The following is a 25,497-nucleotide window of genomic DNA, read 5'->3' as shown; positions in this document are numbered from 1 at the left end:
CGCCCCGCCCTCAGAGCAGCTGGAGCGCGGAAGCGGCGCTGAGCCGCAGCGGCGCTTCGCGATGCAGCGTGTGACGCAGGTCGCGCGGCAGCAGTGCATCGGGGTGCGCGCGCTGCCGCCGCAGCCGCGCGCGCTCGATGAGGATCGCCGTGTCGGTCGACGGATCGAGCGCGGCATCCAGCACCGCCCGATCTCGTCGCGAGAGCACTCGCTCGATGCCGGCGCCGGACGCGAGGATGCGCGCGGCCCGCTCGCGCAGCGCCTCGCGGTCAGCGGTGCTCCACGCGGCCGGGTCGGGTCGATTGGTCACCGCGCCGAACACGTGGATGCGCACGAGCTTCACGGCGATGGCCGCACGCGCGTCCGCGGCGAGCGAGGTGAACCAGGGGTCGTCGAGCACGACCGGAACGTATGCGAGCTCGTCGGCGATCGGGCGCGGCGCCACCGTCGTCCGGCCGCCGACGTCGGTGTGGATCAGGTACGCGGGGCCGCGGCGGTCGTATGCGATGCGGGCGCCCGAGAACCACAGGCGCGTGACGTAGGGCACGTCTTCGCCGACCGGGAGGCCGGTCGCGAACCGCAGGTCGCCGAAGCGCGCCGTCGAGACGAGGCCGAGGGGCGCCGAGCGGTAGCTCAGCCGATCGCGCACCGGATCCAGCGCACCGATCCGCAGTGCCCGGACCGGCGGCGTCGGCACGACCGCGCCGCCCGCGTGCCGGAGACGTGTCATCACCGCGTCCGCACCGGTGCAGTCCGCGCGTCGCAGCCACGAGGCGACGGCCCCGGGCGCCAGCTCGTCATCCGAGCCGAGCACCGACGAGAACCGTGCGGTGACGGCATCCAGCCCGGCGTTGAAGGGTCCCGCCGGGCTGCGGATGCCGTCCTGCAGGTCGAGGAGTCGCACATCGGGATGCCGCGCGAGGACGCCGAGGCGCTCGCCGATGCCTGCGGGGTCGGTGTTGTGCGCGACGACGATCGCACGCACGACGCCGGGAGCCGCGGCTGACAGCGCGGACCGCACGGCCCGGTCGACCGGGCGCGCGGGGTCGTGCACCGCGACGACGACGTCGACCTGCGCGCTCACGACGTGCCCGCCCGACGATAGACGTCCTCGAGCGCGGTGCGAACGGCGCGGGGCGTGAAGCGATCGGCGACCGTCGCGGCGACATCCGCCGCCGACAGCGCGGCCGTGTCGGCGAGCAGCTCGCGGACCGCTGCGGCATACGCCGCCGGCCGCTGGTCCGATACGAACCGGCTCACGCGCGGCTGCGCGTAGTCCACGGCACCGGTCGCGGACCCGCTGACGATCGGCCGGCCGTGGACGAGCGCCTCGGCGGCGACCACGCAGAAGTTGTCGCCCTGCGTCGGCAGCAGCAGCGCATGGGCCGCGTCGAGCTGCGCGCCGACGCCGGCGCTGTCGAGCACGCCGGTGAGATCGACCCGATCGGCGAGACCGAGCCGCGCGGCCTCGGCGATCACGGCCGCCCGCTCCGGGCCGTCGCCGACCCACACGAGCTCCGCGGGCATGCCGTCCGCGACGAGTTCACGGAGGGTGCGCACCGCCAGCAGCGGTCCCTTGCGCGGGATGAGCCCGCCGATGCCGATGAGGCGCACCGGCTCCCCGCCGGGAGGCTCGAGCACCGGGACCTCGGGCACGACGCACGGCACGATCGCGGTGGGTCCGGTGCGGATCGCGTCGACGGCAGCGGCCAGCCGGCTGCTCTCGGCGACGACGACGTCGGGTCGGCGCAGCATCGGCCGCAGCAGGCGCAGCGCGACCGCGAGCGCGCCGCGCACCGTCTCCGGCGCCGTGAGAGCGGACCAGTGCTCGGAGTGGATCCAGGGCAGGTCGGCCGGGCGGCCCGTCGCGAGCCAGGGGAGCAGCAGCGTGAGCGCGTGCGTGTGGACGACGTCGGCGTCGCGCGCGGCAGTGCGCACGAGGTGCCGCGCGCGCCGGTCGTCCAGCGGCGAGAAGCGGCGCAGCCGGACGCGTTCCACCGTGTACGGCGTGGGAGCCGGTGCCGACGGCGATCCGGCCGGTCCCGTCCAGTCGAGGTGCAGCACGCGCACGTCGTGCGCCTCGGCGAGGGCCTCCGCCTCCCGCGCCACGAACAGGCCCGTCTGCGGCGCTCCGGCCGTGGGGAACCACGGTGTGACGATGAGGATGCGCACCAGCACACGCTATCAACCGGGGTCGGCGGTGGCGGACGGCGACCATAGACTCGGACATCGTGGAACGGCAGCCGGCACTCGACCTCCTGCGCGTGATCGCGATTATCGGGGTGATCGCGATCCACGTGTTCGGCGCGATCGTGGGGAACCCCGATGTCCGGGGGAGCGCGACGTGGTGGGCGGCCGTCGCGATCGACCTCGGATTCGTCTGGGTGGTCCCGATGTTCGTGCTCGTCAGCGGTGCCCTGCTGCTCACGTCACGCGCCCAGGACAGCGGACCCGGTCACTTCTACCGCAAGCGCCTGCTCCGGCTCGGACCGGCGTTCGTGTTCTGGCAGGTCTTCTACCTCTGGGTGGTGCGTGCGGGCATGAGCGGGCAGGAGCTCCCGCTCGGCACCGTGGTGCAGCTGCTCGCGGACGGCACACCGTACACGCACCTCTACTTCCTCTGGCTCATCGTCGGGCTCTACGCGGTCGCGCCCGTGATCTGGCCCTTCCTGCGCGATGGCGACCGGCGTCGCGGCCTGGCCCTCGCCGGCGTGCTGCTGCTGGTCACGGCGCTCGCGTACACCACCGCAGCGGTCCTGACATGGGGCGGCGTGACACGCACCCTTCAGCTCAGCGCGTTCACGCAGTGGCTCCCGTACGTCGGCTACTTCGTCGCGGGATTCGCCCTGAGCGGGATCGTGCTCCGCCGCTCCCGGGCGCTGATCGCACTGGCGGTCGCGGCGATCGTGCTCGCCGGCATCGTCTGGGAGTACGGGGCCGCCGAGCCGGGCACGGCATTGCGGGCGATCCTCCCGGTCGGCTACACCTCGCTGCCGACGATGATCGCCACGGTCTGCCTGTTCCTCGCGGTCGTCGGGCTGGCGGCGGCATGGAGACCGAAGCCGGCCGTGCGGCGCGCGCTGGTGACTCTGTCAGACGCGTCGTTCGGCGTCTTCCTCGTGCACTTCGTCGTTCTCGTCGGTCTGCGGCTCCTGATTCCGGCCTTCGTCCCCGCCGACCGGTCGCTGCCGATCGCGCTCCTCCTGTGGATCCTCGTCGTCGTGATCTCCTTCGCGATCGCGATCGCCGCCCGCCGCGTGCCGTTCGTCCGCCGGGTGTTCTGACCGGGCCGCCTAGACTGATCTGTCGTGAAGATCGTCAGCGTCGTCGGCGCGCGCCCGCAGTTCGTCAAGCTCGCCCCCATCGCCAAGGCCGCCCGCGCGGCCGGGGTCGACCACGTCATCGTGCACACCGGCCAGCACTACGATCCGATGCTGTCCGATGTGTTCTTCGACGACCTCGGGATCGGCAAGCCCGACGTGCACCTCGGGGTGGGCAGCGGCTCGCACGGCGTGCAGACCGGAGCCATGCTCGCGGCGCTGGACGCCGTCTTCGACGAGCACCGGCCCGACTGGGTGCTCGTGTACGGCGACACCAACTCGACGGTCGCCGCCGCCCTCAGCGCCGTCAAGATGCACCTGCCGGTGGCGCACCTGGAGGCGGGGCTTCGCAGCTTCAACCGCCGCATGCCCGAGGAGCACAATCGGGTCATGACCGACCACGCCGCCGACCTCCTGCTCGCGCCGACGCAGGTGGCGGTCGACCACCTGGCCCACGAGGGTCTGACCGGGCGCACCGTGCTGGTCGGCGACGTCATGACCGACGTGCTCTTCGAGGTGCGCGACCAGGTCGGCCAGACCGCGTCTGCGCTGCTGGAGGAGCTCTCCCTCGAGCCGGGCGGATACTACGTCGCCACGATCCACCGGGCCGAGAACACCGACGATCCCGCCCGCCTCGCCGAGGTCGCGGCCGGACTCGCGGGGCTCGACAAGCCCGTCGTGCTCCTGGCCCATCCGCGGGTGGTCGCCAAGGCGGCGGCTCACGGCATCTCTCTCACCCAGGGCTCCCTCATCGCCCACGCGCCGCTGGCCTACCCCGACCTCATCGCCGCCGCCCTGTCGAGCGCGGGCGTCGTGACCGACTCCGGGGGCCTCCAGAAGGAGGCGTTCCTGCTGCGCGTGCCGTGCACGACCGTGCGCACCGAGACGGAATGGGTGGAGACGATCGAGCTCGGCTGGAACGTGCTCGCCAATACGGCGGAGGAGATCGCCGCGGGCGTCACCCGTCCTCGGCCCGCCGACACCGATGCGGCTCCGTACGGCGACGGCTTCGCCGCGCGCCGCGTCATCGACGCACTCCTCGCCGGGGCCTGACGATGCGGTCGGCGCGCGGTCTCCGTCGCTCCCTGGCGGTCGCCCTCGCCGTCACGACGGTCGTCGCGGGGGCCGTGTTCGTCGCCCCAGCCGCCTCGGCGGCCGTCGCCGTCAGCCGCATCTTCGGGGACGACCGGTACGCGACCGCCGCCCTGATCTCGCGCACCGCCTTCCCGCAGGCGGGCGTGCCGGTCGCGTTCGTCGCGAGCGGCACCGTCTACGCGGACAGCCTGTCGGTCGGGCCCGTCGCGGCGCGCCTCGGCGGGCCCGTCCTGCTGAGCGCCACCGCCTCGCTCCCGGCGTCCGCTCGGGAGGAGCTGCGTCGCCTCGCCCCCCAGAAGATCGTCGTCGTGGGCGGTACGGGAGCCATCAGCACGCAGGTGGCGACCGCGCTGCGCGACTTCGCACCCGTCGTCGAGCGGATCGCCGGCGCAGACCGCTACGAGACCTCGCGTCTGATCGCCGCCTACGGATTCCCCGACGGCGCGGCGCGGGTCGTCGTGGCGACGGGGCGCGACTACCCCGACGCCCTCGCGGGTTCCGCGCTGGCGGCCGTCCGCCAGGCCCCCCTCGTGCTGGTGGACGGGACCGCCGCCGGGATCGACGTCCCCACCACCGAGGCGGTGCGCGTGCTCGGGGCCGGCGAGGCCATCGTGCTGGGCGGCGCCGCAGTCGTCCGCGATGCGGTGGCTCGTCAGGTCGCCGCCGCATCCGGCGCCACCTGGCGGCGCATCGCGGGCACCGACCGCTACGACACCGCGGTCCAGATCGCCAAGGAGTTCGGCTCGCCGACGCGGGTGTACGTGTCGACCGGCGCGGGCTTCGCCGATGCGACCGCCGTGGTGCCGCTGGCCGCACGCGATCGCGCGCCCGTGCTGCTGTCGCCCGCGCTCTGCGCGCCGGCATCCACACGGGCGATGCTGACGCGCGCCGCGGTCACGTCCCGCGTGCTTCTGGGCGGCCCGCGTGTGCTGCGCGGGCTGGTGGGATCGGCGACGCCGTGCCAGAGCATCACGGCAGCGACGAGTCCGTGGGTGCTGGTCAACAAGCGCAACCCGATCTCGCCGCTCACCTACGCGCCCGCCGATCTGCGCACGCCGAACATCCGCGGGGCGGGAGGCGGGCCCCTGCGGGCGCAGGCCGCCGCCGCCCTCGAGCAGCTCGCTGCCGCCTCGGCGGCAGCCGGCGCGGGCGTCATCGGCAACGCCAGCGCGTACCGCTCCTACGCGACGCAGAAGGCCACGCACGAGCGCCTGATCCGCGACCTCGGGCTGGAGCGGGCCCTGCAGGCCTCCGCACGACCGGGCTACAGCGAGCACCAGACCGGCTGGGCCGTCGACGTCGTGGCGTGCGGTAGCGGGTGCGGCAGCCTCGACGGGTTCGCGGCCACCGCGCAGGGGAGGTGGGTCGCCCAGAACGCCCACCGATACGGCTTCATCGTGCGCTACCGGGACGGCATGACGGCGATCACCGGCTACCTGAGCGAGCCGTGGCATCTGCGCTACGTCGGCACGACGCTCTCGTGGGACTACCGGTCGGGCGGGTTCGCGACCCTCGAGGAGTACCTGGGGCAGCCCGCCGCCCCCACCTACTGACCGGGCATCAGCCGACCGCGGTGCTCAGCCTCTCGCGGGACCCACCGGAGGGTCACTGCGGCGGTCCGTCCGGCCAGCCGAGCACCTCCGGGGGAGTCCCGAGACGGGCCATCGGGACCCAGTCGGATCGGAGCAGGCCGGCCCACGAGGCGAACTGCGTATCGCCCGTCAGGCGGGCCAGAGTGTCGAGCTGCCAGGAATGGATGGAGTGGTATGTAGCGTTCTGCCACAGCGGGCTCTGACAGTACCCACGCTGGACGCAGTAGTACGAGATCCCTCCCGGCACCCTGACAGCCGGCATGATCGCGAGAACGGTCGTCGCAGCGCCGTCCACGTACCGGCGGGCCTCGGGATCGTCGGTCGACCGCCAGTAATCGTACGCGCCGAATGCGGCGAAGATCTGTCCGTTGAGGACCTTGAGCGGGGGCTGATTCCCGGCGTACTCCTCGAAGAAGAGCAACCCGTCCTCGACGAACGTCGACCAGGGGATGCCGTCCTCACGCGGCTGGAGGAAGCTCCGCCACGTCGAGTGGGCTGCGTCCGCCCACCGTTGATCGGCCGTGGCGGCGTGAAGCCTCACGAACAGCGACAACGCCTGCCCTTGCGCCATTCCCGACCACCACGGAACGGTCATCGTCCGCTCGTAGTAGGTCCACGGGAACAGATAGGGAAACCACCAGGCGCCGTCCCGCTCCGTGCGGATCTCCGAGAGCCGTTGCGCATGTCGCACAGCGCGGTCGAGCCACACTCGCTCTCCGGTGCGCTGCCACTCCATCAGCGCCGAGATGCCGTACTGGGCATACGCCACCGGATGGTCCGCTCTCTGGCCGGTATCCCGACGGAGATACACCCGGAGTCCGCTCGAGTCGATCGCGATCGAGGGGTCCCGCACGTCGACCGGAGCCCGATCCGAGTACGGGACGGGTACGCCTGATCGCAGTTCCCAGCCGGTCGTCGCGAAGTCGGCCTCGCGCTGCGGCGCGGGACTGCACGCGGTATTGGCTGCCGCGCTCTCCGACACGACGCCGGTGCCGCCGAGGATCGTGCGGGTCGTCGCCCCGCTGCGCAGAATCGTATCGTGCACCTTCCACGGCGTGCATGTGGGCCGCGTGAGAAGCAACGGCGCGCCGCGTTCGCCGGCAAGGGCCGCCCCCGACAGGGCATCGGGGAAGTCGCTTCCGGTTGCGAGAAGCACGTTCTCGGTCCCGACGAGCCCAACCGTGTCCGCAATCGCGACAGCGGTCTCGTAGCGGGAGATCCCTGAAGCACGTGCCACGGTGTATCCGTTGGCCCGCAACTGCTGTTCGATGCGCAGATCGACCGCGCCATGGCCACCCGCGATCATCACCTCCGACACGCCCCAGCGGCGCAGCGCGGCGAGCGTGGCGGAGGGCAACGTCGCCCGGGTTCCATCGACGAGCAGGAGCGGTGATCCGATATTGCCCGCTGCCGCACCGGCGGCGAGGGCATCGGGGAAGAGCCTGCCGGTGGCGAGCAGGATGCGCGGTGCCCTGACGAATGTCACATCGATGATGCGCTCCGCCGTGGCGTAGCGGTCCACGCCCGCGAGTCGTTCGGTGGGCGCGATCCTCCCGAGCGCCGTGCGGACGGCTTCGGATATGACGCTCGGGCCGCCGAGCACGTAGATGTGCTCCGGCTGGAGTCGTGCGATCTCGTCCGCAACACCCGGGGGGAGGGAGCCCGGGCGCGTCAGGATGAGCGGGCCGCCCAGGGTGGCCGCCGCTGCCGAGGCCGCGAGCCCGTCCGGGAAGTCGAGCCCGGTCGCGACGAACACGGCGCTGACCTGCGGCGGGAACCGGCGCGACACCTCGAGGCTCGTCTGGTATCGATCCGCCCCTGCTAGTCGTTCCACGTTCGCCGGCTCGGAGATCGACGCGAACGAAGTGGCCGGGCGCTCGGCAGCCAGCGCGGGGAGCGCTGCAACGGTCATCGCGGTCGCCGTGAGAGTTGCGAGCACACCTCGCCGAAAGCGGCGCATGTCACCTCCGCGCGTTGGTCGGTGCCCGCCAGCATAGGCGGTCGCCGACGTCGGTGCCAGACGCCGCCGCCTAGACTGGAACCCATGCGCATCGCCGTCGTGGCCCTCGGAAAGATCGGCCTTCCCCTCGCCGTCCAGTTCGCAGATTCCGGTCACGAGGTGATCGGCGTCGACGTCAACCCGAAGACGGTCGAGTCGATCAACGCGGGCATCGAGCCCTTCCCCGGCGAGGCGCACCTGCAGGAGAAGCTCTCCGACCTGGTGCCCGCGGGCCGCCTGCGCGCCACCACCGACTACGCCGAGGCCATCCCCGGCGCCGACGCTGTCGTGCTCGTCGTCCCGCTGTTCGTCAACGACGCCACCTGGGAGCCCGACTTCGCCTGGATGGATGCCGCGACCCGCTCGCTCGCGGAGCATCTGACCCCCGGCACTCTGGTCTCCTACGAGACGACCCTGCCGGTCGGCACCACGCGCGGCCGCTGGAAGCCCATGCTGGAGGAGGGCTCGGGCCTGGTCGAAGGCACCGACTTCCACCTCGTGTTCTCTCCCGAGCGCGTGCTCACCGGCCGGGTGTTCGCCGACCTGCGCAAGTACCCGAAGCTCATCGGCGGGCTCTCGGAAGCCGGCGCCCAGCGCGCCCGCGAGTTCTACGAGGCCGTGCTCCAGTTCGATGAGCGCGCCGACCTCGCCCGCCCGAACGGCGTGTGGGACCTCGGCACGGCCGAGGCCGCGGAGATGGCCAAGCTCGCCGAGACGACCTATCGCGACGTCAACATCGGGCTCGCCAACCAGTTCGCCCTCTTCGCGGCCGACAACGGCATCGACGTCTACCAGGTGATCGAGGCCTGCAACTCGCAGCCCTACAGCCACATCCACCGTCCCGGCATCGCCGTCGGCGGGCACTGCATCCCGGTCTACCCCCGCCTGTACCTGTCCACCGATCCCGACGCCGACATCGTGCGCACCGCGCGCCTGCTGAACGCCTCGATGCCCGAGCGGCTCGTCGCTCAGGCGGAGGGCCTGCTCGGCTCGCTGGAGGGCACCCGGGCCGTCGTGCTCGGCGCCGCGTACCGCGGCGGGGTGAAGGAGACCGCGTTCTCGGGGGTCTTCCCGACCGTCGAGGCGCTCAAGAGCCGCGGCGCGCAGGTGCGGGTGCACGACCCGCTCTACTCCGACGACGAGCTGCGCTCGCTCGGCTTCGAGCCGTTCGCCCTGGGCGACGAGACCGACCTCGCGATCCTGCAGACCGATCACGCCGACTACCGCGAGCTCTCCCCCGGGCAGCTCCCCGGCATCCGTCTCATCGTCGACGGCCGCAACGCCACCGACGCTGCGACGTGGGCGGGCACGCCCCGCATCGTCGTCGGCACCGCCTGAGTCGGTGCGCGAGATCCTCGCGCAGTACCTGGTTCCGTAACGCTTCGGCAACGGTGGGCTCCGGCGCGGCCGGGACCCACCGGGCCGGGCGGATAGCGTGAGGTCGAGGAGGAGCGCATGTCCGACCAGTCCTCGGCCCCGGCGGCCTCGGCACCCCGACGGCGGTGGATTCCGTGGGCGATCGCCGGTGGCATGGCCGGCGCGGCGCTGATCGCGGGCGTCGTCATCGCCACGACGCCCGGCACAGATCGTGCGCCCCAGCCCTCGGCGTCTGCGTCTGCGTCGGCCTCGACCCCGACGGCCGCCGGCGCCCCACCAGGCTGCGTGCAGCCGCTCGCGGTCTCCTGGCAGGATGCCGCGCACACGCTCGTGGCCGTTCCGACCGCGCCGGAGCCGAGCGGCGCGCGACTGACCCTGGCCGGGCCCGCGACGGCGGATCCCGCCGACTACGTCGTCACCGGCACGACCGTCGACGACGGCCTCGTGCTGGTGCATCAGGACTTCGTCAGCCCGGGCAGCGGCCCGGAGCGACTGATGCTCGTCGAGATGCCCTCCGCTGAGGTGCGGTGGGAGATCGCCCTGCCGGGGCCTCCGGCATCGCCGACCCAGCCGGTCGTGGTGGGGACACCCCACGACACCGGCGGCGGCGAGATCGTCATCGCCTGGCAGGGCCAGAACGCGACCGATCTGCCCGTCACGACGCTCACCTCCTACGCGCTCGACGACGGCTCGATCGTCTCCTCGGTCGAGGTCGATGACGCTGCGCTGCCCGTCGGCCGCCGGATCGCGACCTACAACGGCAGCTTCTCGCAGTCGTTCACGGCGACCGGGCGCGACGGGGTGATCGTGCTCGGCGGGATCGGATCCACCTGGGCCCTCGATCCCAGGCGACTGGAGACGCCGCTGTGGCAGACCGAGAACGCGTCCTTCGGCTCGGCGGTCGCCTTGGCCGACATCGTGCTCGCCGACGGCCGGGCGCTCGCCCGCGGCGACGGCACCCCGCTCGGCTGGGAAGGGTCCGTGCCGCGCGAAGAGGCGGGAGGGCTCCTGCAGGTGGGCGGCTTCCTCGTCGACACGGGCGACGGCTCCACGATCGTGCGGGTGGACCCCGCGACCGGGTCGGCGTGCGGCGAACCGCAGCCGTTGAGGTACGCGGTCACCGTCGACGGCGGCTGGCTGCAGATCTCCGACGACGACATCGTGCGCCGCTACGACGCCGCGGGGGAGCAGGTCGCCACGGCCGGCACGGTCGACCCCGAGCTGTTCTACGACGTGGTGGCGGGACGTCTCCTCGAGTTCACCGCCGACACCTCGCTGGCCCGCATCCACGCCCTCGCGGGCGAGGAGACGGTCGACATCGCCCTCGACGGCCGCCGGCTGTTCGCCTATGACGACGACCGGGTGCTCGTCCTCGATCCCGGCGACGGCAGGCTGAGCGCCTACGACCTCGACACGGGCGCGGAATCCTGGTCCACGTCCCCCGCAGGGGAGCTGCAGGTGTGGGCGGGCCACCTCGTCGCGATCGCCCCCGTCGACGCGGGTGACAGGCTCTTCGAGGTGACCGTCCTCAGATCGGCCGCGTCGTCCGGATAGGCGGGGGTTCGACGTGCTCGGGGCGACCCGGCCGGTAGGATCGGAAGCCGCGGCGGCGCATCTGCCCGCCGCGTCACCGTGATCGCGGTGACCGCCTCAGGAAAGCACTGCACTCTATGGATCTGCTCGTCGTCGGCTCCGGGTTCTTCGGCCTCACGATCGCGGAGCGCGCCGCGGCATCCGGTCGCAAGGTCACGGTCATCGATCGCCGCCACCACATCGGCGGCAACGCCTACAGCGAGAACGAGCCGACCACCGGCATCGAAGTGCACCGCTACGGCGCGCACCTGTTCCACACCTCGAACGCGACGGTGTGGGAGTACGCGAACCGCTTCACGACGTTCACCGACTACGTGCACCGGGTATACACGAACCACAAGGGCGTCGTCTTCCCCCTGCCGATCAACCTGGGCACGATCAACCAGTTCTTCCAGGCCGCCTACACGCCCGACCAGGCGAGGGCGCTCGTGCACGAACTCGCCGGGGAGTTCGACGCCAAGGAGGCGGCGAACCTCGAGGAGAAGGGCATCGCCCTGATCGGCCGCCCCCTGTACGAGGCCTTCATCCGCGACTACACCGCCAAGCAGTGGCAGACCGATCCGAAGGATCTGCCTGCCGAGGTCATCAGCCGTCTCCCCGTGCGCTACACGTACGACAACCGGTACTTCAACGACACCTGGGAGGGTCTGCCGACCGACGGCTACACGGCGTGGCTCGAGCGAATGGCCGACCACCCGAACATCGAGGTCGCGCTCGACACCGACTTCTTCGACACGACCCAGCCGCTGCACAAGCAGGCGACGGTGGGCCAGGTGCCCGTCGTCTACACCGGGCCCGTCGACCGCTACTTCGACGACGCCGAAGGATCCCTCTCCTGGCGCACCCTCGACTTCGAGGAGGAGGTGCTCGAGGTCGGCGACTTCCAGGGCACGAGCGTGATGAACTACGCCGACGCCGATGTGCCGTACACCCGCATCCACGAGTTCAAGCACTTCCACCCCGAGCGGGCCGATCGCTACCCGACCGACAAGACGGTCATCATGCGCGAGTTCTCGCGCTTCGCCTCGCACGAGGACGAGCCGTACTATCCGGTGAACACGCCCGACGACCGCGCCCGGCTGCTGGCCTACCGCGAGCTGGCCAAGGGCGAGAAGGACGTGCTGTTCGGCGGGCGCCTGGGCACCTATCAGTACCTCGACATGCACATGGCGATCGGCGCGGCGCTGTCGATGTGGCACAACCAGCTCGCCTGAGCCGGCGACCCTAGACTCGCATCGTGACCATCGCCGCCGTCGGCGCTCCCGGCTCGCCGCAGCGCTATCTGCACTCGCTGTGGCTGCTGTCGGCGCGCGACCTCAAAGTGAGGTACTCGACCAGCGCCCTCGGGTACCTCTGGTCGGTCCTCGACCCGCTCGTGATGAGCGCGATCTACTGGTTCGTGTTCACGCAGATCTTCGAGCGGTCGGTGGGACACGACCCGTACATCGTCTTCCTCATCACGGCGCTCCTGCCCTGGGTGTGGTTCAACGCCTCGGTGGGCGATTTCACGCGCGCTTTCAGCAAGGACGCGCGGCTCGTCCGCTCGACGGCGATCCCGCGTTCGATCTGGGTGAATCGCATCGTGCTCTCCAAGGGCGTCGAGTTCCTCTTCTCCCTGCCCGTGCTCGCCATCTTCGTCGTCGCCTCCTGGTTCACCGACACGCCCGCGCAGGTCGGCTGGGGACTGCTGCTGCTGCCCGTGGCAGTGCTGCTGCAGACCGTGCTGCTGGTCGGACTCGGGCTGCTGGTCGCGCCGCTGTGCGTGCTGTGGAGCGACCTGGAGCGCACCACCAAGCTCATCCTGCGCGCACTGTTCTATGCGTCGCCGGTGATCTACGGGGTCTCCGACCTCCCCGGAGTGTTCGAGACCCTCGCGGCCTTCAACCCTCTCGCCGGCATCTTCGCGCTCTACCGCATGGGGTTCTTCCCGAGCGAGTGGGATCCGTGGGTGGTCGCGATCGGCGCCGTCATGAGCTTCGCCTTCCTGGGGATCGGGATGCTGGCCTTCCGGCGTCTGGAGCGACCGATGCTGAAGGAGCTGTGATGACGGCATCGGGTCTTGCCATCCAGGTCGACGGACTCGGCGTGCGCTTCCGCCGCAATCGGCGGGGCCGGCGCAGCATCAAGGACCTCTTCTCGGACTCGTCCCGCCGCTCCAAGCCCGGCGAATTCTGGGCGCTGCGCGAGGTGAGCTTCGACGTGCAGCCGGGCGAGTCCATCGGCGTCGTGGGTCGCAACGGCCAGGGCAAGTCGACGCTGCTCAAGCTCGTCGCCGGCGTGCTGATCCCCGACGAGGGCGAGGTGCGGGTCAACGGCGGCGTCGCCCCCCTCATCGAGATCACGGGCGGGTTCGTCGGAGATCTGACGGTCCGCGAGAATGTACGCCTCACGGCGGGCCTGCACGGGATGTCGCGCGCCGAGGTCGCCTCCCGGTACGACGGGATCATCGCTTTCGCCGAGCTCGAGGACTTCCAGGACACCCCCTACAAGCACCTGTCGAACGGCATGAAGGTGCGCCTCGCGTTCGCCGTCGTGTCGCAGCTCGAAGAGCCCGTCCTGCTGGTCGACGAGGTGCTCGCCGTGGGGGACAAGGCGTTCCGCGAGAAGTGCTACACGCGCATCGACGAGCTCCTCGCCGACGGGCGCACGCTCTTCTTCGTCAGCCACAGCGAGCGCGATCTGCTGCGGTTCTGCACCCGGGGCATCTACCTCGACAAGGGCCGCCTCGTGATGGACGGGCCGATCGCCGAGGTCGTCGACCGGTACAACGCCGATTACGCGGTCTGAGGCGCGTCCGAGGTCGCCAGCGGCGGCATCGGCCGCCACGATGCGTCGCGCGCGATCCGTCCGCCGTCGCGGAGGCCGCGGAAGAGGTTGCTCGTGCCGCGCACCGTGCGCTCGACGAACACCAGGCGGATCAGCTCCTTGACGAAGGTGAGCGCGGTGCCGGCGGCGAACGGGATGCGGCGGTAGACGCCGAGCGAGCGGTAGTAGTGCTTGATGTATGCGCGATTGCGCATGATGTAGTACCGGTACGCGTTGCTCGAGGCGTTCATGTGGCGCACGCCCATGTCCCACTGCTTGATCTCGCGGGTGCGCCGCAGCACGAACTCGTTCACGATCACCGACGTGGTCAGCCGCGAGGCGAGCCACCCGTACACCTGGTCGTCCCAGTAGATGAAGAACCGCGGGTCGGGCAGCCCGATCTGTCCGACGATGTCGCGATGGATGAACATGCCCTCGAAGCAGCCCGAGTTCATCTCCTTGTAGTTCGACGCGTCGAAGCCCGCCGGGGCGAACGGGATCGGGATGCCGAGCGGCTCGGCCACGCGGTACTGCCAGTAGAACTCGCTGCCGTCGTAGTCGTAGCGCCGGCCCTGGATGCTCTTGAACCGGGGCGCCCACGCGCCCATCTTGGCGAGGCCGTCGGGGATCACCTCGACGTCGTCATCCATGAGCCAGATCCACTCCGAGCCCAGCTCGTACGCCACGCGCATGCCCTCGCTGAATCCGCCCGAGCCGCCGGTGTTGGTGTCGAGGCGGAGGTAGACCAGTTCGGTGCCGAGGCGATCGCGGAACGACTCGACGACCTGCGTCGTGTCGTCGGCCGAGGCGTTGTCCACGACGACGACGTGTCCGGGCTTCGGCTCCATGCCGGCGATGCTGGTGAGCAGCCGCGTGAGCAGTCCGGACCGGTTGTAGGTCACGATGGCGATCGTCGCCGACGCGGGATCGAACGGGGCCTTCGGGGCAGGGGCGGTCATGCGTCGTCTCCGAAGGTCTTCTTCCAGGACTCGAGCGAGGTCAGCTCGGGGGCTGCGTCGCGGTACTGCTTGGACAGTCGCGGCCACTCGCGGCGCAGGCGCCGGTGCAGGCGCACGCTGTCCACCAGCATCCGACGGAACTTTCCGCGGTCGCGGGTGTAGATGTTCTTGCCCGAGCCGTCGGCGGCACTGACCAGCGCGCTGTCGTACAGGGGCAGGCGCCACCAGTGCGCGTCGCCCTTGCCGAACTCGATCTCCGGCTGCTGGACGTTCTCGGGCCGCGGCGCGTGCAGCCAGTGCGACACGAGCGTTGAAAGGGTGAACCAGCGCAGGCGCAGGCCGGTGGGGGAGTCGAACTCATTCAGCTTGAGCTTCGTGAACACGGCCCGCCCGCGGCGCGCCCGCAGCGGCACCCCGGAGTCGCGGTGCACGGTCGTCTCCGGGAACGATGCCGCCAGCGCCCGGGCCTCGGGCATCGCGGTGGCGAGGTTCGCGCGCATGTGCGCGGGGCCGGAGAGGATGTCCCGGATGGCCCGGTGCCGCAGCGCCACCGGGTAGTACTGCATCATCATGAGGTGCTTGAGGTCCATGCGCCGGCTGTGCCTCAGCAGCGTGCCGCCGGCGGGGACGGGCGAGTGGATCAGACCGGAGACGATCCGGTTGCGGGCGTGGAAGTAGGCCTGCCAGTCGATGGAGTCGTCTTTGCCGACCCACGACACGTGCCACAGGGCGACGCCGGGCACCGACACCGTCGGGTACCCGCTCTCGCGGGCGCGCAGGCAGAACTCCGCGTCATCCCACTTGATGAAGGCCGGCAGGGCCAACCCGACCTCGCGGATCACCTCGACGGGGATCAGGCACATCCACCAGCCGTTGTAGTCGGCATCGAGCCGCATGTGCAGCATCGGCGACTGCCGGAGATTGGCCACGCTGAAGTCGTGGGGGAGCTTCTCCTGGTACAGCGCGCGCCACATGAACGGGGCATCGTCGACGACCTCCGCCCAGGCGTGGAGCTTGGGTCGGTCCAGCAGGTCGAACATGTGGGCCCCGACGATGGTCGGCACCGTCGCGTACCGTCCGAACACGATGGAGCGCCGCACCGACTCGGGCTCGATGCGCACATCGTCATCGAGAAGCTGCACGAAGTCACTGTCGGGCCGCGCGAGCGTCTCGGCCATGGCGCGCGCGAAGCCGCCCGAGCCGCCCAGGTTCGGCTGGGTGATCACCTGCAGCGTCTCGCCCAGCCGCTCGGCGACCTCGCCGTACTCCGGCTGCGCGTCGACGCGGCGATCGCCCTGATCGATGAGGAAGATGCGGTCGACGACCTCGAGCACCTCGGGCGCATCGGCGAGGCTCAGCAGCGTCCAGACGCAGTAGTCGGGTTTGTTGTAGGTCGTGATCCCGAGCGAGGCCTTGCCGGCGCGGGCGGGCTCCTGCTCGGTCGTCCACTCCGCGCCCTCGAAGGTCGCGTTCTTCTCGTCGGCGACGATGTCGAACCAGATGAACCCGCCGTCGCTGTACTGATCGAGCACGACGTCGAACTGCGACACGGCGGTGCCGTCGACCTCGCGCGTCTCGATCCGCTGCTTCACCCCGGAGCCGTTGGAGCGGTACAGCAGGATCGTCGCCGGTCCGTTGGTGCGCACCGTCAGGGTGACATCGCGCACCGCGGTCCAGTGCTGCCAGTACGAAGCGGGGAACGCGTTGAAGTAGGTGCCGAACGACACGCGGCGCCCGGCGTTGATGCGTGCGCGCGTGCGGTCGAGCACGTTGCCGAGCTGGCCGCGGCTGGACACCCGCACCGGCTCCTCGTCGATCACCGACCAGGTCTCGGGGTCGACGTAAAGCGGCAGGAGGTCGGGGTCTCGATCGAGGGGGAATACGACCTTGTGGAGCAGGTGGGGCACGTGGGATCTCCCAGGAGATAGGGCAACCGAGGCGTGAGCCAAGTGAGAAGCCTACCCTGCGCGGGCGGGCGTCTCCTCTGACATCACCGAACGGGCGGGATGGTCTCGCCCTCATGGGGCAGGTCGGGGACGCGGTCGATGCGCTCGCGCCACGATCGGGACTGGCCGGCGCGGACCGCGCACACCACGAGCATCAGCCAGCCCAGGCCCGAGAGCGTGAAGCTCTCGAACATCGAGTCGACCAGCAGCGCCACCAGCATCAGCGGCGTCCACGCGTAGATCACCGACCGACGCTCGCTGGCGGCCAGCCAGGCGCGCACCATGGCGATCCCCACGAATCCGAGGAACAGGGCGAGGCCGACGAGCCCCGTCTGCATCAGCACGTCGAAGTAGGCGTTCAGACCGGTCGCGTGCGCGGCATCCAGTTGGAAGTTGATCGCGTTGAAGGGCAGGTCGCCGGGCGACCACGGCCCGAACCAGCCCCATCCCTGCACGGGGCGACCGCGCATGTAGTCGACCATGATGTTCCACAGGTCGACCCGCATCGAGAAGTCGGTGCCGGCGTCGAGGAGGCGGATGATGGGGTGCCGCGCCACGTAGCCCACGATCACGCCGAGGATCACGATCACGCCGAGGGTCCATTGCAGGGCCGTGCGGCGCTCGGGGCGGGTGTGCCGCACGAGGGCGAGGGCGCCCACGGCGAGCCCCACCGCGACGGCGAGCACGAGCACGGTGGGGGAGTCGCTGAGCGCGGCGAGCCCGCCCGCGAGCACGACGGACGCGAACGAGACGCCGGGGCCCACGGACTGCGTGCGGTATTCGATGAGGAAGGTGATGAGCGCGAGCACCGCGACGAAGCCGAGCAGGTTCCGCGAGCCGAAGATGCCCTGGATCGGGCCGAGCTCCGCCAGGCGCCCTTGAACGGCCAGGAATCCGAACGGCGTGTCCAGCAGGATGCCGGAGAGCACCTCGACCGCCAGAGACACGCTCAGCAGAACTCGCAGCACGTCGCCGAGGGCGCGGACGGTCTGGAGCGTGTCGCGCACGTGGCCGATCGTCACGGCGAGGAACGCGATCGCCGCGGTGGAGACCCAGCTCGCCATCGACATGGCCTGGTCGGTGCTCCAGACGACGCTGGACAGCAGCCACACGAGGTAGACGACCAGCGTCATCGGGACGAGCCGCACCAGGGAGATCTCCCGGCGGCGGACCACGAGCATCGCCGCGCCCAGCACGCACAACCCCGCGATCACGGTCGCGTAGGTCACCAGCCCCGCGGTGCGCTCGATGAGGAACGACGAGAACACCGCGCCCAGCACGGTGAGCGTGTAGGCGCGTGCGAAGGCGGCGGAGCCCAGCAGGGCCGGGACCGCGCCCCCACGCCGATGGTCGTGGTCGTGGGCGGAGCCGGTCACGGCAGCCGCTTCAGATTCTCGCCGCGCTCGATCGCCACGCGCTGCTCGGCGGGCCCGACGCCGACGTGGGGGGACTGCTTGATCTTGGCCCCGAGCATGACCAGGAACATCCACCCCCACAGCAGCAGCGGCGACGACTCGGCGAGGCCCTGCACGAGCAGGATCGCTCCGACGAGGGTGGGCAGCAGCGTCAGGGGGGAGTAGGGGCGGTCGTCGCGCAGATCCCAGCGGGGCCGATCGACGGCGAAGAACCAGGCGCGCCAGACGAACGCGAGGAAGGTCAGGCTGATCAGCACCAGGCCCACGATGCCCAGCTGAAGGTAGACGTCGATCCACATGCTGTGGGCCTGGAGCACCGTCTGTCCGTGGTCGATGATCCAGCCGTCGAACGCCGGATCCCAGGGCGCCCAGGGTGTCGCGAAGCCCCAGCCCGCCCACGGGCGCTCGTTCGCGCGCGCGAGCACGTCCTCCCAGATGCCCTCCCGACCGGTGAGGTCGGCGCCGCGGCCGAGCGCGGTGAACACGGTGTCGCGCAGAAGCCACAGGGCCAGCGCGCCGCCGAGTCCCACGACGGCGTACCCGACGTAGTACCGGGTGCGTTCGCCGGGTCGGCGCGCGGTGCGCATGAGCAGCACCGTCACCAGCACGATCGCCACCCCCGCCGCGGCGATGTAGGCCGTGGCCGACGACGCCCGCACGAACAGGTACGCCGCGAGCACCATCCATGCCACCAGAACCGGTCGGCGCGGCGACCGCGCGGCGAACCGGATCGCGAACACGATGATCGCGAGCAGGGCGACCGGCGCGAGGAGGTTGGCGTTTCCCCAGATGCCCTGGATGCGCCCGCCGTCGAAGAGGTTGTCGCGCGACCAGTACTCGATGGGGTCGTCGGCGGTGCCGACGACGAAGCCCGGGAGCACCGGTGCCTGCACGAAGATCGAGACCCACAGCTCGAACACGAGCGAAAGGCTCAGTGCCCACTTCAGCGCCGAGGCGATCGAGCGGACCAGTTCACGCCACGTGAGCGACACCGCGACGAACAGCGCCTGGATCGTGGTGATGACCAGCAGCAGCAGGGTGAGGGCGCTCGTCTGCGGCCACGCCGACCACGCCAGCGACGCCAGCGCCCACGCCACATAGCCCAGCGCATACCAGGGCAGACGACTCACCTGCAGCGGTGGGCGCACCAGCGCCCAGACGATGACGGTCACGAGCCCGCCGCCGATCGCCACCGCGGCGGCGCCGAGAGTGCCGAGAGCGTTCACCCAGGCGGTGCCGGCCAGCGCCGAGAAGATCACGAAGATGCACCACCCGCGCAGCATGAGGTGCCCCGTCTTCTCGCGGACCGGGGGAGCGGGGGCCCCGCGACCGGGTGCTGGGTGTGGACGGCCATCGTCTGAAAGGGTACCGTCCCGCTGGCCCCGCATAGGCTGAGCGCATGCTGCTGCCGTTGACCAACACGCCGCGCGACTACGCGTGGGGCTCCACGACCCTTCTCGCCGAACTGGAGGGGCGCGCGCCTTCGGGATCGCCCGAGGCCGAGGTCTGGTACGGCGATCACGCCGGGGCGCCGGCGATCACTCCCGACGGTCGCACCCTCGACGTGTGGCTCGCCGAGGAGGGGCGCGCCCACGGCGGCACCACCCGACTGCCCTACCTGCTCAAGGTGCTCGCGGCCGGCTCGCCGCTGTCGATCCAGGCGCACCCCTCTATCGCGCAGGCGCAGGAGGGCTTCGCCCGCGAGGAGGCGGCCGGCATCCCCCGCGACGCGGGCGAGCGCACCTACCGTGACGAGAACCACAAGCCCGAGCTGATCGTGGCGGTCAGCGACACGTTCCGTGCGCTCGCGGGCCTGCGGCCGCTCGAGCGCACGCGCGCCCTCGTGGCAGCGCTCGGGTCGGCCGCCGCGCCGCTCGCGCGGCGGCTCGAGGGCGACGCCGATCTGGGTGAGGTCGTCGGCTGGGTGCTGTCGGAGGATGCCGGGCCCGACGTGCACGCGATCATCGGCGCGGCACTGGCGGTGCAGTCCGCGGAGTTCGCGAGCGAGCTGTCGCTGGTGCGGGAGCTCGAGGCGGCCTACCCGGGCGACCCGGGCATCGTCGTCGCCCTGCTCATGAACCTCGTCGTCCTGCGGCGCGGTGAGGGCCTGTTCGTGCCGGCGGGTGTGCTCCATGCGTATCTGGAGGGCCTCGGCGTCGAGCTGATGGCAGCCAGCGACAACGTGCTGCGCGGGGGACTCACCCCCAAGCACATCGATGTGGCCGAGCTGCTCACCGTGCTCGACCCGGTGCCGGGCGAGCCGGCGGTGGTGCGCGCCGAGGCGATCGGCCCCGGCGTCGGGCGGTTCCCGGTGCCGGTGACGGACTTCGCGATGCTCACGGTGGCGCCGGGCCCGTTCCCTGCACCGGTCTGGCTCGGCGGCCCCGCGATCGTCGTGGCCACGGCCGGCGCGCCCACAGTGTCGGCCGGCGCCGAGTCGATCTCCCTCGTACCGGGCCAGGCGGCGCTGGTCACGGCGGACGAGCAGACCGTTGCCGTGGGGGGCGAGGGACGGGTCTACATCGCCCTCCCGGGCTGAGCGACGCCGGACTGTTATCACAGTGCGACACGCCGTCGGCGCGTCGTGAAGGTTAAACGCCCGGTTGAGCATTTACGATCTGCGACTTGACCCTGGGGAACTACACCGGTGTAATTATCCGTACACGCGAACCGGCGTGAGTAGCACGGGGGGTTACGAAATGGCGGGAGCAGAGTACCGTTCCGGCGTTCCCGAGGACTGGTTCGTCGACCCGGTTCATCTCGGAGTGCCGGGGGTCCGTCGGGTCAGCGAAGCTGTCGAGGACAACGCGCTGGCATGGCAGACCGACGCGCTGTGCGCGCAAACCGATCCGGAGGCGTTCTTCCCAGAGAAGGGCGGCTCCACGCGCGACGCGAAGCGCATCTGCAGTTCGTGCGACGTGCGCGGGGAGTGCCTCGAGTACGCGCTGCAGAACGACGAGCGCTTCGGGATCTGGGGAGGCCTCAGCGAGCGCGAGCGCCGCAAGCTGAAGCGGCGCGCGGGCTGATCCGCCCCGTCGCGTCCGCGCGGTGATCCACCGCGCGCGGCGCGTGCGGCGGAGTCGTCCGTGCCGACCGCTTAGGCTGACCACGTCATGCCCGCCCGTGTCCACGCTCTGCTCGTCGTCCGCCCAGACGGTCGCGCACCCGTCGCCTTCCACCTGCGCCGCACCCTCGCCGCCGTCGCGGCGCAGACCCGCCCGGTCGACGACCTGACGATCGTCTTCTGCGGGGAGCACCCGGCTGCCGAAGAGCTCGCGGCGGCCGCCCCGGCCGAGGCGGTCATCGCCGCCCCCGCCACGACGCGCTTCGCCGCCGCGCTGTCGCTGGCCACGCCGCGGTTGGCAGGGGACACCGTGTGGCTCCTCTCGCAGGACACGGCGCCCGAGCCCGATGCGCTGGCCCGCCTGGCCGGTGCGCTGGAGCTCTCCCCGTCGCTGGCTTTCGCTGCGCCCAAGCTCGTGCGCTGGGACGATCGCAGCCAGATCGTGTCCCTCGGCGTCGGCATGACCCGCTTCGGCGCCGCTGTCGAACTCGCCGCCGGGGAGTTCGACCAGGGGCAGCACGACGCCGCGGAGGACGTGCTCGGCGCCGACGTGCGCGGCATCCTGGTGCGCGCCGACGCATGGAGCACGCTGCGCGGGCTCGATCCCGCGCTGGCCGGCGCCGACGAGGGGCTCGACCTGGGCGTGCGCGCACGCCTTGCGGGCAAGCGGGTCGGGCTGGTGCCCACGGCGCTGGTCGCGGTGGCCGGCGACGGCGTCGCCGGTCCCGCCGCCCCGGTGAGCCCCGAGCGCCGCCGTCGTCTCGTGTTCGCGGGGCGGGTGGCGCAGCTGCATCGGCGTCTGGTCTACGCGCCGCTGCCGGTGGTCGTGCTGCACTGGCTGTCGCTGCTTCCTCTCGCGCTGTGGCGCACCGTGCTGCAGCTGCTCGCGAAGGAGCCGGGGGCGATCCTGCCGGAGTGGGGCGCGGCGGCGGTGGTGGCCGTCCGGCCGTTCGCGGTCGCCCGGGCGCGCCGGCGCATCGCGACCCATCGCGAAGCCTCGTGGGGTCAGCTCGCCCCGCTGCGCGTGAGCTGGGCGCTCGTGCGCGAGCGGCGCGAGGACGAGCCCGACGACAGCCCGGCCGGCGCCTACCGGCGCAGCGAGCTGAACTTCTTCTCGGGTGGCGGCGCGTGGCTGGTGCTGGGCATGCTCGTGCTCTCGGTCATCGCCTTCCCGGCGCTGCTGGCCTGGCCGGTGCTCGGCGGCGGCGCCCTTGCGCCCATGCGCGCGACGGTCGCGCAGCTGTGGGCCGATGCGGCGTACGGTGTGCGCGCCCTGGGCCTCGACACGGTAGGCCCCGCCGATCCGTTCGCGGCGGTGGTCGCCGCGGTCGGATCGCTGTCGCCCCTCGCGCCCTCGCTTGCCCTCGTCGTGCTCTGGGTGCTCGCCCTGCCGCTGGCAGCCCTCGGAGGCTGGGTCGTGAGCACCCGCGTCACCGATCGCGCCGTGCTCCGCCTCGTCGGGGGCACGCTGTGGGCGCTGTCGCCGACGTTCCTCACGGCCCTCACCGACGGGCGCCCCACGGCGGTGCTCACCCACCTGCTGCTGCCGTGGCTGTTCTACGCCGGCGTCGTCGCGCATCGCTCCTGGGTCGCGGCGGGGAGCGCCTCGCTCCTGCTGGCCGCCGTGGTCGCCTGCACGCCCTCCCTCGCGCCCGCCCTGGTGGTGCTCGTCGCGACCGCGATCGTGCTCACGCTCTCGCTTCGGGCGGGCCGCGGGCTCGCGCGCGTCGTCTGGATGCTCGTGCCGGCCGCCGTCCTCGGCGCGCCGCTGGTGTGGCATGCGCTCGCCGGCGCCGATCCGTGGAGTCTCGTCGCCGATCCGGGCGTCGTGTGGGCGGGACCGCAGGTGGCCGCAGACGCCGCCGGGCGCTCGCTGCTCGCCGCCGGCATCCCGACTCCCGACTTCGCGGGCTGGGCCGAGCTCCTGCCGGAGGGCCCGACCTGGTGGGTGCCGCTGCTGACCGCGCCCCTGTTCCTGCTCGCCCTGGCCGCTCCCATCACGCAGCGCTGGGCCGCCGGCATCACGATGCTCGGCCTGACGGTGCTCGGGGTGGCGACCGCCTTCTTCGCGGCCGGCGTCTCGGTGTCGTTCGTCGAGTCGACCTCCGTCGCCCTGTGGCCGGGGGCCGGCCTCAGCCTCGCCTGGCTCGGGCTCGTGTCGGGCGCGCTGGTCTCGCTCGATGCCGGCCTCGCCCCTCGCGTGGGCGCCCTGCGGGGCCTCGCGGCGGTGCTGGTGTGCGCCGCGGTCGCGACCTTGGCGGTGCCGGCGTTCACCTCGATGGCGCGGGGGACGAGCTTCCTCACCAACGGGCCCGCGAGCACGCTGCCGGCCTACATCGCCGCCGAGGGCCGAGACGATCCCGACATCGGCACGATCGTGCTCACCCCGCAGCCGACCGGCGGCGTCGCCGCCCGGGTGGTCTGGGGCGGAAGCGAGACGCTGGGTTCGCAGGCGACCATCGTCTCCACGCGCACCTCGGCCGACGCCGACGATCGTCGGGTGGCGGTGCTCGCGGCCGACCTCATCACCCTGGCCGCCGACGACGTCGTCGCCGACCTCCGCGCGTACGGCATCGGCTTCGTCGTGCTGGCCCCGGCGCCGGGCGAGGAGACCTCCGCGGCGCGCGCCCTGCGCCTGAGCGCCTCGACCGCCCTGGACCAGCGGGAGGGGCTGGATGCCGTGGGCGATACCGCCAAGGGATCGCTGTGGCGCGTGGCGCGGGCCCCCGCGCCGCGCCCCGCCGCCTCGGCGGAGGTGGAGCGCACCGCGCAGGTCATCGCGCTGACCCAGCTGATCGTGGTGGGGGTCGCGCTGCTGCTGGCCATCCCCACCGCGGCGGCCCGCCGCGCCGCGCGCCGAAGCCCGCGCGTGGTGGGCCCGCACTGGGAGGAGGGCCGATGAGCAGACCGGAGCGCACCTTCCGGTGGGCGACCAACGGCACGCGCATGATGGCGGGCACTGTCGTGGCCACCGTCGCTGTGGTGGGCGTGGTCACGGGCGTCTCGATCCCGTGGCCGACGGTCTCGCGCGATCCGGTCGCGGTGTCGGCCGTTCCGGCCCCGGCGGCCACGGTGCTCGCCTGCACGGGGGGCCTGATGGTGATCGGGCGCGACGTCGAGGACGCGCAGGTGCCGATCTCGGCCACCCGCCAGGTGGTGACCATGGGGACCGAGGCCGGCGCGCCCGAGCCGGTCGAGACCCGGCTCGTCTCGCCGGCCGAGGACGCCGACGAGGGTGCGGCCGTCTTCACCGCACCCCCCACCGGCCGCCAGCGCGTCGATCTGGCCGCATCCGGATCCTCGACGATCACCGCGGACGACATCTCGGGCTACTCGGCCTCCGCCTGCCGCCCGCCGCTGCTGGAGTCCTGGCTGGTGGGCGGGTCGGCATCCACGGGCGCCGCCGACCTCGTGCTCATCTCGAACCCGGGTCAGGTCGCGGCGACCGTCCAGCTCACCGTCTACAGCGCCGATGGCGGGCTCGTACCCCCGGGCGGAGGAGACGTCATCGTGCGTGCGGGGGAGCAGCTGGCGGTACCGCTGGCGGGCCTGGTGCTCGGAGAGGAGAGCCCGGTCGTGCGGGTGAGCGCCGTCGGCGCGCCGGTGCAGGCCTCGCTGCAGACGAGCGCGACGCAGGTGCTCACGCCGATCGGCGCCGATCAGGTGGGGCCGGCGGTCGGGCCCGAGACCCGGCAGGTGATCACGGGCATCACCGTGCTGCGCTCGCCCCGGGAAGGCTCCGCGGGCGCGGCCACGCGGGTGCGCGTGCTGGCTCCCGATGCCGACACCACCGCGACGATCGTGGTCCGCTCGGTCGGCCGCGGCGGCACGCAGCCCGACCCGATCACCGTGCCACTGTCGGCGGGGGTTCCCACCGAGGTGTCGGTGGGAGATCTCTCCGCGGGCACCTACACGGTCGAGGTGAGCGGCGAGGATCCGGTCGTGGCGGGCGTATGGCACACCACCGGCTTCGAGAAGGGCGACGACTTCGCCTGGTACGCCCCGGCCCCGCTCATCGAGCGCGCCGCGCTGTTCGCGGTGCCGGTGGGGCCGTCAGCCACCCTGTCGCTGGTCAATCCGACCGACGAGGTGCAGACCGTCGCCCTCTCGATCGAGTCGGGTGCCTTCTCGACCGAGCTGACGGTGGCTGCCGGCGGCACCACGACGGCGCGGCTGTCGCCGCGCACGGTGTACCGCCTCCAGCCCTCCGGCGAGGGCGTGCGCGCATCGGTGTCGCTCGCCGCGGACGGCGCACTGTCGGGATTCCCGGTGTGGCCGGTCGATGCGGCGGCGCCCCCCATCACGGTCTATCCGTAGGGGCGGCCCGCGCGC

General features: G+C 71.9%; 19 protein-coding genes. 12 read left to right on the top strand and 7 right to left on the bottom strand.

The window, feature by feature from the left end; translation table 11 throughout:
• Nucleotides 1-10: 10 nt before the first annotated feature.
• Both HQM25_RS12085 and HQM25_RS12080 read right to left on the bottom strand, forming a co-directional pair.
• Complete coding sequence (locus HQM25_RS12085; RefSeq protein ID WP_172990457.1) at nt 11-1,084, bottom strand: glycosyltransferase family 2 protein; 1,074 nt, start codon at nt 1,082-1,084, stop codon at nt 11-13.
• A complete protein-coding gene (locus tag HQM25_RS12080; protein ID WP_172990456.1) occupies nt 1,081-2,172 on the bottom strand; it encodes a glycosyltransferase family 4 protein in 1,092 nt (363 codons plus the stop codon). The genes HQM25_RS12085 and HQM25_RS12080 overlap by 4 nt, the downstream gene beginning before the upstream one ends.
• Before the next feature lie 59 nt (nt 2,173-2,231).
• Here HQM25_RS12080 and HQM25_RS12075 point away from each other — a divergent pair, with 59 nt between their 5' ends.
• From HQM25_RS12075 to HQM25_RS12065, 3 genes are read left to right on the top strand one after another with little or no spacing between them, the layout of a single operon-like run.
• Nucleotides 2,232-3,284, top strand: a complete 1,053-nt coding sequence (locus tag HQM25_RS12075; RefSeq protein WP_172990455.1) for an acyltransferase — start codon at nt 2,232-2,234, stop codon at nt 3,282-3,284.
• Nucleotides 3,285-3,308: 24 nt separating this feature from the next.
• Complete coding sequence (gene wecB, locus HQM25_RS12070) at nt 3,309-4,373, top strand: non-hydrolyzing UDP-N-acetylglucosamine 2-epimerase (protein ID WP_172990454.1); 1,065 nt, start codon at nt 3,309-3,311, stop codon at nt 4,371-4,373.
• Nucleotides 4,374-4,375: 2 nt separating this feature from the next.
• Nucleotides 4,376-5,968: a cell wall-binding repeat-containing protein gene (locus tag HQM25_RS12065; protein WP_172990453.1), complete on the top strand. Its 1,593-nt coding sequence runs from the start codon at nt 4,376-4,378 to the stop codon at nt 5,966-5,968.
• Nucleotides 5,969-6,020: 52 nt separating this feature from the next.
• Here the strand turns inward: HQM25_RS12065 and HQM25_RS12060 are convergent, their stop codons facing one another.
• Nucleotides 6,021-7,919 (bottom strand): cell wall-binding repeat-containing protein, encoded by a 1,899-nt coding sequence (locus HQM25_RS12060; protein ID WP_172990452.1) that lies wholly within the window; start codon nt 7,917-7,919, stop codon nt 6,021-6,023.
• 132 nt (nt 7,920-8,051) lie between these two features.
• On the opposite strand from HQM25_RS12060, the gene HQM25_RS12055 reads away from it, so the two are divergent.
• From HQM25_RS12055 to HQM25_RS12035, 5 genes are all read left to right on the top strand, one after another.
• On the top strand, nt 8,052-9,344 hold the full coding sequence (locus HQM25_RS12055) for a nucleotide sugar dehydrogenase (protein ID WP_172990451.1): 1,293 nt from the start codon (nt 8,052-8,054) through the stop codon (nt 9,342-9,344).
• A 117-nt stretch (nt 9,345-9,461) separates the two neighbouring features.
• The gene (locus HQM25_RS12050) at nt 9,462-10,937 is read left to right on the top strand and encodes a hypothetical protein (protein WP_172990450.1); all 1,476 of its coding nucleotides are present in this window, start codon (nt 9,462-9,464) and stop codon (nt 10,935-10,937) included.
• Nucleotides 10,938-11,053: 116 nt separating this feature from the next.
• A complete protein-coding gene (gene glf, locus HQM25_RS12045; RefSeq protein WP_172990449.1) occupies nt 11,054-12,190 on the top strand; it encodes a UDP-galactopyranose mutase in 1,137 nt (378 codons plus the stop codon).
• A 23-nt stretch (nt 12,191-12,213) separates the two neighbouring features.
• Nucleotides 12,214-13,020, top strand: coding sequence for an ABC transporter permease (locus HQM25_RS12040; protein WP_172990448.1), 807 nt, complete (start codon nt 12,214-12,216; stop codon nt 13,018-13,020).
• Nucleotides 13,020-13,763 (top strand): ABC transporter ATP-binding protein, encoded by a 744-nt coding sequence (locus tag HQM25_RS12035; RefSeq protein ID WP_172990447.1) that lies wholly within the window; start codon nt 13,020-13,022, stop codon nt 13,761-13,763. The genes HQM25_RS12040 and HQM25_RS12035 overlap by 1 nt, the downstream gene beginning before the upstream one ends.
• Here HQM25_RS12035 and HQM25_RS12030 read toward each other — a convergent pair.
• The 4 genes from HQM25_RS12030 to HQM25_RS12015 form a co-directional block, all read right to left on the bottom strand.
• Nucleotides 13,751-14,740, bottom strand: a complete 990-nt coding sequence (locus tag HQM25_RS12030; RefSeq protein WP_172990446.1) for a glycosyltransferase — start codon at nt 14,738-14,740, stop codon at nt 13,751-13,753. The two genes, HQM25_RS12035 and HQM25_RS12030, sit on opposite strands and share 13 nt — an antisense overlap.
• The gene (locus HQM25_RS12025; RefSeq protein WP_172990445.1) at nt 14,737-16,647 is read right to left on the bottom strand and encodes a glycosyltransferase; all 1,911 of its coding nucleotides are present in this window, start codon (nt 16,645-16,647) and stop codon (nt 14,737-14,739) included. The genes HQM25_RS12030 and HQM25_RS12025 overlap by 4 nt, the downstream gene beginning before the upstream one ends.
• A gap of 83 nt (nt 16,648-16,730) precedes the next feature.
• Entirely contained in the window at nt 16,731-18,062 is a 1,332-nt protein-coding gene (locus HQM25_RS12020; protein ID WP_254359313.1) for an O-antigen ligase family protein, read from the bottom strand.
• The gene (locus HQM25_RS12015; RefSeq protein ID WP_254359312.1) at nt 18,059-19,384 is read right to left on the bottom strand and encodes an O-antigen ligase family protein; all 1,326 of its coding nucleotides are present in this window, start codon (nt 19,382-19,384) and stop codon (nt 18,059-18,061) included. Before HQM25_RS12015 ends, HQM25_RS12020 begins: the two co-directional genes overlap by 4 nt.
• Nucleotides 19,385-19,500: 116 nt before the next feature.
• Here HQM25_RS12015 and manA point away from each other — a divergent pair, with 116 nt between their 5' ends.
• The 4 genes from manA to HQM25_RS11995 all read left to right on the top strand — a co-directional run bounded on the left by manA (nt 19,501) and on the right by HQM25_RS11995 (nt 25,482).
• Nucleotides 19,501-20,640, top strand: coding sequence for a mannose-6-phosphate isomerase, class I (gene manA / locus HQM25_RS12010; RefSeq protein ID WP_172990444.1), 1,140 nt, complete (start codon nt 19,501-19,503; stop codon nt 20,638-20,640).
• A gap of 160 nt (nt 20,641-20,800) precedes the next feature.
• Complete coding sequence (locus HQM25_RS12005) at nt 20,801-21,127, top strand: WhiB family transcriptional regulator (RefSeq protein ID WP_172990443.1); 327 nt, start codon at nt 20,801-20,803, stop codon at nt 21,125-21,127.
• 87 nt (nt 21,128-21,214) lie between these two features.
• On the top strand, nt 21,215-24,067 hold the full coding sequence (locus HQM25_RS12000; RefSeq protein WP_172990442.1) for a glycosyltransferase: 2,853 nt from the start codon (nt 21,215-21,217) through the stop codon (nt 24,065-24,067).
• Complete coding sequence (locus HQM25_RS11995) at nt 24,064-25,482, top strand: DUF5719 family protein (RefSeq protein WP_172990441.1); 1,419 nt, start codon at nt 24,064-24,066, stop codon at nt 25,480-25,482. Before HQM25_RS12000 ends, HQM25_RS11995 begins: the two co-directional genes overlap by 4 nt.
• Nucleotides 25,483-25,497: the final 15 nt, after the last annotated feature.

It is taken from the genome of Microbacterium hominis (genome assembly GCF_013282805.1).
Classification (GTDB): domain Bacteria; phylum Actinomycetota; class Actinomycetes; order Actinomycetales; family Microbacteriaceae; genus Microbacterium; species Microbacterium hominis_B.
This window is presented reverse-complemented; position numbering and strand designations above follow the sequence as displayed.